Genomic DNA, 11,615 nt, shown 5'->3' on the forward strand with positions numbered 1-11,615 from the left:
ATCATGGGCGCTGAGGGCGCGGGCCCGTCGCCCGCGCTGAGCGTGGGCCGTAGGCGCCGGACACGGTTCTGTCACTCGCGGCTGCTAAGAATCTTGACATCACTCCCGACGACCAAGGGATGGCCTCCGTGTCCCTCTCGCCCGTCGCGCTGGCCGTGCGCGCGCTCATGACCGACCCGGCCGCGGACGCCCCGCTCCACTGGCCGGACACGTCCCAGTTGACCGCGTCCGACGTGGGCACGCTCCTGCCGTACGCGTACCGGACGGTCAGGAGCGGCGGCCCGGCGATGTCGGCGAGGTTCCTGGTGGAGGACGCCGTCAGGAAAGGCCGGGCGTCGTTCACGCCGGAGGCGTGCGCCGACCTGTTCCAGGCCCTGGTGGACGGGCTGGAGGCGCGGCGATGGTCCGACCTGCCGCTGGCCGTGGCGTCGCTGCCGCGCTGTCCCGACGGCCCGCCGCTCGCCGACCTCGCCGGCCCCGCGCACACGCTGGTGCGCTTCCACCTGAGCGCGCGCCGCGTCGAGGACAGGTACGCGCTGCTGACCGTCGCCGGGCTCGCCGGGCTGGACGACGAGGTGGCCGAGCTGCTCAAGGACGGTCTCGGGCCGATCGCCACGGGAGAGGTCGATCTGATGCTCGGCTGGACGCCGGAGCGTCGGGCCCTGCTGGCGGAGGTCGTCCGGGAGAGGTCCTACGGCTGCCCTCCCCAGTTGCCCGACGTATGGGAGCGGCTGGCCGCGATCCCGGAGTACGTCGCCTTCGCCCGTTCCGCGCTGGACGCCGCCGAGGCGCGGCTCGCCGCGATCCACGCGGGCGAGATCCCCTACCGCGCCGACCGCGCCTTCGACGACGGGGAGAAGGCCGTGCTCGGCCGGGCCGTACGGCTGGCGCTGTGGCAGGACGAACCGTGGCTCCCCGACCTGCTCGACCGGCTGCTGCGCCGCGCGGTCGTCGCGCCCACCACGGCGAAGACGCTGCCCTCCCGGGGTCTGCTGTTCGAGATCGCCCGCGCGGCCGAGGAGCTCCCGACCCCGGAGGTGATCGACGCGCTGCGGGCCGCGGGGAGGATGACGCGGCACGCGGGGGTGCCCAAGCAGCTAGACCGCATGCTCAAGCGGATCGAACACGCGCTGGCCGACCGGGTCGAGACGGCCTTCCGGATGCCGGACCTCGGGTTCGGGCCCGGCGGGCGGCTCCGCCTGCCCGTGGGCGGGCACGAGGCCGTGATCTGTGTCGACGACGACGACGTCGAGCTGACCTGGTGGCAGGGTGGGAAGCGGCTCAAGGGGGCGCCCGCGACGGTGCGGCGGGACCACGCGGACGAGGTCAAGCACGTGCGCGAGCTGACCGCGCGGACCCGCCGGCACGTCGCCACGCTGATCCGCGCGCTGGAGACGGGCCGTACGGACGGCACCGCCCACCCCTACGCGGCCTGGCGCGAGCGGCTGGCGGACCATCCGATCGCCGGGACCGTCGTACGGCGCCTGATCTGGGAGGTCGAGGTCTCCCCCGGACGGTGGATCACCACGCTGGGCGCCGCCGACGTCGCCGGGGCAGCGCCCGACGCCCCGGTGCGGCTGTGGCATCCGGCCCGCGCCTCCGCCGACGAGGTGCGCGCCTGGCGCGAACGGATCACCGATGAACGGATCAGACAGCCGTTCGAGCAGGCGTTCCACGAGGTCTGACCGTTCACCTCGCCGCATCCGCGCCGTAGCCTGTGATCGTGGGCCACCTCACCCCGTCCTCGCAGGGGGTTCCCGCCGGGAGCGGCGGGGGCGCGCTCCTCTCCACGGCCGTGGTCGTCGCCGGCCTGGCGCTCGCCGTCACCGCCGTCCTCCCCTGGGCGGGGCTGACGGCGGAGTTCGGCCTGACGGGCACCGAGCTGACCCAGGCGATCCGCGGCATCGACAAGGGACCGGGCTGGTTCGTCCTCGGCGCCGGCCTCGCGGCGACGCTGCTGGGCGTTCTGGGGGTGACCCGGAGCCGGCTGTTCACCGGGTTCGCGATCCTGCCCGGCGCCGTCGCCGCGCTCGCGCTGGCCATGTTCCTGACCGACCCGCAGGACTGGGGCCGGCGGCTGAGCTTCCGCGTCCCCGGCCTGGTGGACGTGCATCCCACCGTCGAGTACGGCTGGTTCGCCGCCCTGATCGCCTCCATCGTGGTGGCGGCCCTGTCCGCCGCCACCCTCCTCCGCGCGCGTCCCGGACCCGGCCGCCGCTGACGGCACGTGGAGCGGATGCCGCACAACCGAGAGCCGCGGACGGCTCAGTCGTAGAAGCCGAGGCGGCGGAGCTGCTTGGGATCGCGCTGCCACTCCTTGGCGACCTTGATCCGCAGGTCGAGGTAGACGTGGGTGCCGAGCAGCGCCTCGATCTGCTTGCGGGCCCGGGTGCCGACGTCCTTGAGCCGGGCGCCTCCGGGGCCGATCACGATCGCCTTCTGCGACGGCCGCTCGACGTACATGAAGGCGTAGATGTCGAGGAGGTCGTCGCGGCCCTCGCGCGGGGCCATCTCCTCCACCACGACCGCGATCGAGTGCGGCAGCTCGTCGCGGACCCCCTCCAGCGCGGCCTCGCGGATCAGCTCGGCGACGAGGACCTGCTCGGGCTCGTCGGTCAGCTCGCCCCCGGCGTACAGGGGCGGCGACTCGGGCAGCCGCGCGGTCAGCAGGTCGGCGAGCACGTCGAGCTGCTCCCCGCTCTCCGCCGAGACGGGCACGATCTCCTCGAAGTTCGCCAGGGACGAGACCGCGAGGAGCTGTTCCGCGATCTGCTCGCGGGTGGCCAGGTCGCACTTGGTCACGACGGCGACCAGCGGCGTCTTCTTGATCGCCGAGATCTTCTCGGCGATGAACCTGTCGCCCTTGCCGATCGGCTCGTTCGCCGGCACGCAGAAGCCGATCACGTCGACCTCGGTCAGCGTCGACAACACGAGGCTGTCGAGCCGCTCGCCGAGCAGGGTGCGCGGGCGGTGCAGGCCCGGGGTGTCCACGATGACGAGCTGGGAGCCGGGCCGGTGCACGATCCCGCGGATGGCCCGGCGCGTGGTCTGCGGTTTGGACGAGGTGATGGCGACCTTCGTGCCGACCAGCGCGTTCATCAGCGTGGACTTGCCCACGTTCGGCCGCCCGACGAAGCAGGCGAAACCGGCGCGGAATTCGGGAGTGCTCACGTCAGACGTACCGGCCCTTCACGGCGCCGTCGGGGCCGGCCAGGAAGATGGGGGCCTTGCCGAGATCGGCGACCACGGCGACGTCCCGCTCGTCCGGCTCGTCCGCCTCGCTGACCAGCGCCACCGCCTCCAGGGAGGCCGCCCCGCTGGAGACCGCCATCGCCACCGCGACCTGGGTCGCGGACAGCTCCAGCGAGGGCAGGGCGACGTTCGTCGCCGCGTAGGTGCGGCCGGTCTCGTCCCGTACGGCGGCGCCCTCGGCGGAGCCGTTGCGCGCCCGGGCCGACCGGGCCAGCGTTATGATCTTGAGGTCTTCGGAGTCCAGTGTCTCAGTCACAGGTCAAGGGTACTGACCCTTCCGGCGAGCACCCTGGCGAGTTCCGCGGTGCCCGCAGCGTCCGGGGCCGCGACGCCCTGATGGACGAGGGTGATCACCGCGTTCCCCTCCCGTGCCACCACCAGGTGCATCTCGTACGGATATCCGCCGACCCGTCCCCTGAACCGCCGTGCCTCGGCGCCGTCGCCGACGTCCGGTATCGCCAGACGCGACGCGCGCAGCCGGTCGCCCTTCCCCGCGCCTCCGGCGGCGGCGACGTGGCAGCCCCGCATGGCCCGCTCCAGCCGGTCGAGCCCGCCGCCCGCGGCGTCGTCCCCGTACACGGCGAGCCCGACGGCCGCCGTCTCGCCCAGACTGTCCCCTTCGTACGCGGTGGCGGTGCCGGCGACGAGGCCGCGCCCGGGCGGCCTGCCGGCCGCCGCGTCGAACAGGGCGCGGCAGTCGCCGTCCTTGGCGCGGAACGGCGGGCGCCACCGCTCACGCTGCCGGTCGGAGAAGCCCTGTGGCATGCCCTCGATCCCGCCGAGCAGGACCTTCAACCGCCCGGCGTCCACCGCGGCGCGCCGTCCCGGGTCGCCGCCGGCGCCGCATCCCGCGAGCGCGGCCACGAGACAGGCGGCGGCCGCGCAGACAGCACCGCCGATGATCCGCATTCCGGTATCCCCCGTTCTCCGGCGGGTCCGGAAGATCCCCGCCGACGGCTTTCTTCCCCCTCAGCAAAAGCCGCAATCCCCCACAGTGACCAACATGGGCCTCTCACCCGATGAAGTCGGGCGAGAGGCCCCATGGGTCTCCCCCGTGATCGCCCCCCCGTAAGGAAGGCGGGCCGGTGCGCCGCGAACCCCTCCCGGCGCGCCGGTATTCCCCCTCGGGACACCCAACCCCCGGGCGTCCTGAGACGATCCTCACGGATGCCACTTGTAGTCCACTTGCGGACGGCTTGCCCCATGCCCGGCGGCACCGCACCTAGGGGCTTCCAACTGGCCGGATGCACCCTTGACAGGTGATCAACGAACTGGAGCGGCGGCTGGCCGGCGCCCCTGAGCGAGGGACCCTCATGCACCTCGCCACCCTGCGCGCCGACGGCTCCCCCGCGCTCTGCAACGTCCGATGCCATGCCACCTTCGCCCCCGACCGCCTCTATTTCGTCGCCCATCGGGACCGGAGGTACGCCCGCGACCTGCGGACCGACATCCGGGTGGCCGGCTCGATCCTGACCCCCGACCGCGCGGGGTCGTCCGCGGCCGAGTCACTGACCTTCACGGGCACCGCGCGCGAGCTGCCCGAGGACGCCCAGATCCCCGGCCATCCCGTACGGCTGTCGCCCGGCGAGCGGGTCTACCGGCTGGACGTCTCCGAGTGGACGCTGTTCGACCCGGACCGGCTCGATCACGAACCGCGGGTGATCCCCGCCAGTCCTTGACGGGCGGCCTCGGCCCACACCGTCGCGCCCGCCGCCGTGGCGCGGCGGAGTGCCGCGCCGTACCGCTCGGCGGCCTCGTCGGGACGGCCGAGGAAGGCCGCGAGATCCCCCAGCACCTGGGCGACCGGCCACAGCGGGACGAGGCCGGTGCCGTTGGTGACCACGTCCTCCGGGTACGGGGCCAGCGCCTCGTACGTCGCCTCCACCCTGTCGCGGTCGGCGATGGCGACCCCGAGCAGGCCGCGGACCGCGACGAAGAGCCGCGAGTAGTAGTCGGGCCGGATCGGCTGGGGCTCGCCCGCCACCTTCCGCGCCTCGTCCACCCGCCCGGCCCGGGCCAGCACGAGCGCGTACGGCTCGACGGCGACGTCCCAGTGCCCGGCGATCAGCTCGGCCTCGGCGAGCAGGTGGCCGAGATCGCCGCGGAGCAGGCCGAGGCAGTACCTCCCCATGTACGACAGGCCGATCTCGAACCGCCACGCGCCGACGGTCGCGTGGGCCCGCGCCCCCTCCCGGTAGAGCCGTTCGGCCGCCTCGTGGTCGCCCACGATCGCGTGCCGGAACGCGCGGTAGAAGGTGACGAGCGATCCCGGCAGCAGCAGGTCGTACTGCTCGGCGAGCCGTTCCGCGTGCGCGGCGTGCTCGTCCGCGCTCCGGAAGTCGAGGCCGCCGATGGCGTGCTGCATGAGGATCAGGCGGGCCACGACCTCGGCGACGGCCATGCCGTTCTCCTGGGCCAGCTTGAGCAGTTCGGGGCCGATCAGGCCGCGTTCGGCCCGGCCGTCCTCGCGGAAGGTGTGGAAGTGCCGCGCGTTGAGCGCCCGGGCCAGCGCGTGGGCGTCGCCGAGCCGCCGGGCCATCGCCACCGCCCGCCGCGCCGCCTCGGCCCCGCGCGCGCTCAGCTCCCCTTCGAGCTCGAACGCCAGGGAGGTGAGCAGCGCGCACCTGGCCGCGCCGTCCCCGGGCGGGAGCAGCGACAGCGTCTCCTCGACGGCCCTGACCACCTCCCGCGACACCGTGCCGTAGTCCCTGGTGCTCCACAGGGTGGGCGTGTCGAAGGCGCCGATGACCCGGGCGGTGAGCACGGGGTCGCCCTTCGGCAGCGCCAGGCCGATCGCGCGTTCGCGCATCTCCCTGGCCGCCACGAGCCGGTTGCCGTACGCCAGGGCCTGGACCCGCCGCATGATCAGCTCCAGGTCGTCCCCGTCGCCGAGGTCGAGCGCCTGCTGCCAGAGGGCCGCGGCCTCGACGTAGGCGAACCGCCGCTCCGCCTGCTCCGCGGCGAGGGCGCTGTAGCGGGCCCCTTTGACCCGTTCCCCTCCCGCCGCGAAGTGGTGGGCCAGCGCGCCGATGCCGTCGGGGCGGAGCCGTTCGAGCACCTCGGCGACCCGGGCGTGCGTGCGGGAGCGTCGTAGTCGCGACATGTCCTCATAGAGGGTGTCCCGGACGAGGGCGTGCGCGAACCGCAGCCCGCCGCCCTCGGGCTCGACGAGCAGGCCGGCCATCAGCGCCGCCTCGACGGCGTCGACCACGCCGTCCTCGCCGCCTCCGTTCACCTCGGCGAGCACGTCCACGTCGACGTCCCCGCCGATCACCGCGGCCTCGCGCAGCACGGTCTGGGCGGGTACGGGAAGCCGGGCCAGCCGGCGTCGCAGCACGTCGCGCACCCCGGCGGGGACGACGGAGAGTGCGGCGGCCTCCCCCTCGGAGGCGATCAGCCGGGCGGTCTCGCGCAGGAAGAACGGGTTGCCTCCGGTGCGTTCGGCGACCGCGTCCGAGGTCTCGTCCGTGATGTCCGCGCCGGATACCACGGTGAGCAGCTCCGCGGCGGCGTCCCGGTCGAGCCCGGGCAGCACGATCCGCAGGGGCTCGTGCCGGGCCAGCGCGGCCGACGTCTCGGCCAGCCGTTCGGCCTCCTCCTGCCGGAGCGTGCCGACGATCAGCGCGGGCGCGTCCCGCAGGTCCGCGGCCAGGTGGACGAGGATGGCCAGCGTCTCCGCGTCCGCGCGGTGCAGGTCGTCGAGGACCAGCAGCAGGGGCGCCTCCCGCACCACCTCCAGCAGGTACGACGCGAGCGACATGCGGAGCCGGAACCGCTCGGCGGTCATGTCCGCGTCCTCCGGCGCGCGCCCGCCCCCGTCGTCCGGCTCGTCGAGCAGCCGCCGGATCTGCGCGGCGAGCGCGGCACTGGGCGGGACCTCCGCGGTCAACGTCCTGAGGATCTCCGCCCAGGCCCATCCGGCGGGGGCGCCCTCGGTCTCGGGCGCCCTGCCGACGGCGACCCGCCAGCCCGCACGCGACCGTTCGTTCGCGAGCGCCCGCGCGAGCGCCGACTTGCCCATGCCCGCCTCGCCGCCGATCAGGGCGACCCCTCCACTGCGCCCGAGCAGCAGGCCGAGCTCCCGCTCCCGCCCGAACAGCCGGTCCGCGTCCGGAGTGGGCGGCTCGGGTGTCACCGTGAGGCTCCGGACGCCGTCGATCACGCCGCCGTCCGCCGGGCCGGGGTCGAGCGAGATGGAATGGGCGAGGATGTCGCTCTCCAGCCGCCGCAGCGCCGGCCCCGGGTCCACGCCCAACTCCTCGGCGAGCCGTTCGCGGGCCTGCCGCAGCACGGCGAGCGCGTCTCCCTGCCTGCCCTGGCGGTAGAGCGCGACGGCCAGCAGCCGCCAGCCCTCCTCGCGCAACGGGTGTCCGGCGACGTGCGCCTGAAGGTCGGCGACGGCCGCCCCGGACGCGCCGAGCGCGATCGCCGCCGCCGCCCGCTGCTCGACCGCCATCGCGTGCATCTCGTCCAGCCGCATGATCTCGGTGACGGCCCACTCCGCCGCCCCGAACTCCGCGTACGCCGGACCGTTCCACAGGCGGAGCGCCTCCTCGGTCTGCCGCAGCGCCGCCCGCGCGTCGCCCCCGGCCAGCAGTTCGGCCCCCCGGCGTACGAGTTCCTCGAACCGCCAGGCGTCGACCTCGCCCTCGCGGATCGCGTACCCGGGAGGGACGGTGACCAGCACCCGGGCCGGGGTCCGGGCGGTGCGCCGGGGTTCGAGCACCCGGCGCAGGTTCGAGACGTAGGCCTGTACCGAGGCCAACGCGCTCGGAGGGGGCTGTTCACGCCACAGATCGTCGATGATGCGCTCGACCGGGACGACGTGTCCCCGAGCGACCAGCAGCCGTGCGAGCACGGATCGCTGCCGCGGGCCCCCCAGCTCCGCGACCCCCCTGTCCCCTATGGCGTCGAACGTACCAAGAACCCGAAATGTCGCCACGGTGGGACGCTACAGATCATCCCGTCCCGGGCGGCAGGCTCCGGAGTCCCTCCGGAGCCGGGACATCAGTCCCGTTCCACCCGGGCGCTCACGGGATCCTCCTCGACCGGCTCGACCCGGCGCACCACCACGGTGCTGATCCGGTTGCGGCGGCCCGCGAGGTTCTCCGCGGTCAGCCGCAGCCCGTCCACGGTGGCCTCGGAGCCGGCGATGGGCACCCGGCCGAGCGCGTGCGCGAGCAGCCCGCCCACGGTGTCCACGTCGTCGACCTCGATCTCGACGTCGAACAGCTCGCCCAGCTCGTCGACCGGCAACCGCGCCGTCACCCGGACCGACCCGTCCTCCAGCCACTCGACCGGCGGGATCTCCTGGTCGTACTCGTCGGTGATCTCACCGACGATCTCCTCGATCACGTCCTCGATCGTGACCAGGCCGGCGGTGCCGCCGTACTCGTCGATCACGATGGCCAGGTGGATCTGCCGCGCCTGCATCTCGCGCAGCAGGTCGTCGATCGGCTTGCTGTCCGGCACGAAGGTCGCGGGCCGCATCAGCTCCTGGACCCGGGCGGTGCCGTCGCCGGTCTCCTGCATCCGGCGGACGATGTCCTTCATGTACGCGATGCCGACGACGTCGTCCTCGTTCTCGCCGGTCACCGGGATGCGCGAGAAGCCGCTGCGCAGGGCCAGCGACAGCGCCTGGCTCAGCGTCTTGTGCCGCTCGATGATGACCATGTCCGTACGCGGGACCATGACCTCGCGGACCAGCGTGTCGCCCAGCTCGAACACCGAGTGGATCATCTCGCGCTCGTCCGGCTCGATCACCCGGCGCTCCTCGGCGAGATCGACCAGGTCGCGCAACTCGGCCTCGGAGGTGAACGGCCCCTCGCGGAAGCCCTTGCCCGGCGTCAGCGCGTTGCCCAGCAGGATCAGCAGCTTGGGCAGCGGGCCGAAGATCCGGGTCAGGCCGTAGACGACGGGCGCGCTCGCCAGCGCCACCCGGTCGGCGTGCTGCCGGCCGAGCGTACGCGGCGAGACGCCGACGATGACGTAGCTGACCAGGACCATCACGACCGCCGCCGAGGCGTATGCCTGCCCCGTGTCACCGAACCAGTCGATGAACAGCAGCGTCGCGATCACCGTCGCGACCAGCTCGCAGATCAGCCGCAGCAGGAGCAGCAGGTTGAGGTAGCGGGGAGGGTCCTTGACGATCGCCTGCAGGCGCGGCGCGCCGCGCCTGCCCTCCTTGACGAACTCCTCGGCCCGTACGCGGGAGATGCGCGACAGCGCCGTCTCGGCGCTCGCCAGGAGGCCGCCGACCACGATCAGGACGACGGCCGAGAACAACCAGCCGTTCATCGGTCGCTCACCGCTTTCCGCGTGACTCCCGCCACGACTCGAGCAGCTCGCCCTGGAGCCCGAACATCTCGGCGTGCTCCTCGGGCTCGGCGTGATCGTAGCCGAGCAGGTGCAGGATCCCGTGGGTGCAGAGCAGCTCCAGCTCGTCCTGCGTGCCGTGCCCGGCCTCGACCGCCTGCCGGGCGGCCACCTGCGGGCAGAGCACCACGTCGCCGAGAAGCGCCGGGTCGGGCGACGCGTCCTCGTCCCGGCCGCCGCCCGGGCCCGGGCGCAGCTCGTCCATCGGGAAGGCGAGCACGTCCGTGGGGCCGGGCTCGCCCATCCACTGCTCGTGCAGCTCGGCCATCGCCGGCTCGTCCACGATCAGGATGGACAGCTCGGCGAGGGGATTGATCCCCATCCGCCCCAGGACGTGACCGGCCAGCTCCGCGAACACCGCCTCGTCGACCTCGACGCCCGACTCGTTGGCGACCTCGACGCTCACCGGTTCTCCTCGCTCCGCGGCCCGGCCAGGGGGCGCGGGCCGCGCCGTTCCGTTCTCTCGTTCACCGTCTCCCCCGGGGACGCTTGTCGATCGTCCTCGGCTCCGACGCCATCGCCGCGTCGTACTTGCCGTACGCGTCGACGATGTCGCTCACCAGCCGGTGGCGGACGACGTCGGCGCTGGTCAGCCGGCTGAAGTGGATGTCGTCGATGCCGTGGAGGATGTTCTGCACGACCTTGAGGCCGCTGTCCTGTCCGCCCGGGAGGTCGATCTGGGTCACGTCGCCCGTGACGACGATCTTGGAGTTGAACCCCAGCCGGGTCAGGAACATCTTCATCTGCTCCGGCGACGTGTTCTGCGCCTCGTCGAGGATGATGAACGCGTCGTTCAGCGTGCGCCCGCGCATGTACGCCAGGGGCGCGACCTCGATCGTGCCCGCCGCCATCAGCCGCGGGATCGAGTCGGGATCGAGCATGTCGTGCAGCGCGTCGTACAGCGGCCGCAGATACGGGTCGATCTTCTCGTAGAGGGTGCCCGGCAGGAAGCCCAGCCGCTCTCCCGCCTCGACCGCGGGCCGGGTCAGGATGATGCGGTTGACGTGCTTGTTCTGCAGGGCCTTCACGGCCTTGGCCATGGCGAGATACGTCTTGCCCGTGCCGGCGGGGCCGATGCCGAACACGATCGTGTGCTTGTCGATCGCGTCGACGTACCGCTTCTGGTTGACCGTCTTGGGGCGGATGGTGCGGCCGCGCGCGGAGAGGATGTCCAGGGACAACACCTCGGCGGGCCGGTCGCTGGTCATCCGCAGCATCGCGATGCTGCGCTCGACGGAGTCGGTGGTCAGCTCCGCGCCCGAGCCGAGGAGCTCCACCAGCTCCTCGAAGAGCCGCACGACGATGCCGCTCTCCTCGGGAGAGCCGGTGATGGTGATCTCGTTGCCGCGCACGTGGACGTCGGCGCGGAAGGCCTTCTCGATGACCCGCAGCAGCTCGTCCTGCGAGCCGAGCAGGCCGATCATCGCCTGTCCTTCGGGGATGAGGACCTTGGCCTGCGTCTTGTTGGTGCTCTGTGACTCGGACATGGGCGGCCGTTACGGCCTGCTCGCCTCCCTAATTCCTACGGTCATGCTATCCGCTACCCCGGAGGCCACGTCAGCCCGCGACCGCCCAGCACGTGCGCGTGGACGTGGAGCACGGTCTGGCCGGCTCCCTCGCCGGTATTGAAAACGACGCGGTATCCCGTGTCGGAGACGCCCTCCTGAAGGGCCACGTCATGGCATGCTTTGAGCACGTCGTCGGCGAGGCCGTCGTCCGCCCGGGCGAGCGCCGCGGCGTTCTCGTGATGAGACTTGGGGACGACCAGGACGTGTGTGGGCGCCTGTGGATTGATGTCGCGGAACGCCAGCGCCCGCTCGGTCTCCAGGACGATGTCGGCGGGAATCTCCCTGGCCACGATCTTGCAGAACAGGCAGTCGGTCACGATCGAGAAGCGTAGCCGTTGCCAATCGGTGATTGCGTTGAAAGATCCCCCGGATAGTGTGAATGTGCGACACTGCACCGACCAAAACACCCCTAGTGTCGGG

The 11,615-nt window shown here is 72.8% G+C and carries 11 protein-coding genes; 3 read left to right on the top strand and 8 right to left on the bottom strand.

The window, feature by feature from the left end; genetic code table 11:
• Window positions 1-128 precede the first annotated feature (128 nt).
• On the top strand, window positions 129-1,685 hold the full coding sequence (locus AWQ70_RS20105) for a DUF4132 domain-containing protein (protein ID WP_157530199.1): 1,557 nt from the start codon (window positions 129-131) through the stop codon (window positions 1,683-1,685).
• Window positions 1,686-1,723: 38 nt separating this feature from the next.
• Entirely contained in the window at window positions 1,724-2,221 is a 498-nt protein-coding gene (locus AWQ70_RS20110) for a hypothetical protein (protein WP_157530200.1), read from the top strand.
• A gap of 44 nt (window positions 2,222-2,265) precedes the next feature.
• Here the strand turns inward: AWQ70_RS20110 and era are convergent, their stop codons facing one another.
• Genes era through AWQ70_RS20125 form a run of 3 tightly spaced genes read right to left on the bottom strand, consistent with a single transcriptional unit; the run spans window position 2,266 to window position 4,161 of the window.
• Window positions 2,266-3,171, bottom strand: coding sequence for a GTPase Era (gene era, locus AWQ70_RS20115; protein ID WP_067178260.1), 906 nt, complete (start codon window positions 3,169-3,171; stop codon window positions 2,266-2,268).
• A 1-nt stretch (window position 3,172) separates the two neighbouring features.
• Window positions 3,173-3,508, bottom strand: coding sequence for a cytidine deaminase-like protein (locus AWQ70_RS20120; RefSeq protein WP_067178262.1), 336 nt, complete (start codon window positions 3,506-3,508; stop codon window positions 3,173-3,175).
• On the bottom strand, window positions 3,505-4,161 hold the full coding sequence (locus AWQ70_RS20125; RefSeq protein ID WP_067178264.1) for a hypothetical protein: 657 nt from the start codon (window positions 4,159-4,161) through the stop codon (window positions 3,505-3,507). The genes AWQ70_RS20120 and AWQ70_RS20125 overlap by 4 nt, the downstream gene beginning before the upstream one ends.
• 350 nt (window positions 4,162-4,511) lie before the next feature.
• On the opposite strand from AWQ70_RS20125, the gene AWQ70_RS20130 reads away from it, so the two are divergent.
• On the top strand, window positions 4,512-4,931 hold the full coding sequence (locus AWQ70_RS20130; protein ID WP_067178266.1) for a pyridoxamine 5'-phosphate oxidase family protein: 420 nt from the start codon (window positions 4,512-4,514) through the stop codon (window positions 4,929-4,931).
• Here AWQ70_RS20130 and AWQ70_RS20135 read toward each other — a convergent pair.
• The 5 genes from AWQ70_RS20135 to AWQ70_RS20155 form a co-directional block, all read right to left on the bottom strand.
• Window positions 4,898-8,194 (bottom strand): ATP-binding protein, encoded by a 3,297-nt coding sequence (locus tag AWQ70_RS20135; protein ID WP_067178268.1) that lies wholly within the window; start codon window positions 8,192-8,194, stop codon window positions 4,898-4,900. The genes AWQ70_RS20130 and AWQ70_RS20135 overlap by 34 nt on opposite strands.
• Window positions 8,195-8,259: 65 nt before the next feature.
• On the bottom strand, window positions 8,260-9,549 hold the full coding sequence (locus AWQ70_RS20140; RefSeq protein WP_067178270.1) for a hemolysin family protein: 1,290 nt from the start codon (window positions 9,547-9,549) through the stop codon (window positions 8,260-8,262).
• Between the two features lie 7 nt (window positions 9,550-9,556).
• A complete protein-coding gene (gene ybeY, locus AWQ70_RS20145) occupies window positions 9,557-10,033 on the bottom strand; it encodes an rRNA maturation RNase YbeY (RefSeq protein WP_067178272.1) in 477 nt (158 codons plus the stop codon).
• A gap of 61 nt (window positions 10,034-10,094) precedes the next feature.
• Entirely contained in the window at window positions 10,095-11,114 is a 1,020-nt protein-coding gene (locus AWQ70_RS20150; protein ID WP_067178275.1) for a PhoH family protein, read from the bottom strand.
• 53 nt (window positions 11,115-11,167) lie between these two features.
• Window positions 11,168-11,512 (bottom strand): histidine triad nucleotide-binding protein, encoded by a 345-nt coding sequence (locus AWQ70_RS20155; protein ID WP_245647055.1) that lies wholly within the window; start codon window positions 11,510-11,512, stop codon window positions 11,168-11,170.
• Between the last annotated feature and the right edge of the window lie 103 nt (window positions 11,513-11,615).

Origin of the sequence: Microtetraspora niveoalba, from assembly GCF_001570405.1 — a bacterium.
Taxonomy (GTDB): Bacteria; Actinomycetota; Actinomycetes; order Streptosporangiales; family Streptosporangiaceae; genus Microtetraspora; species Microtetraspora niveoalba.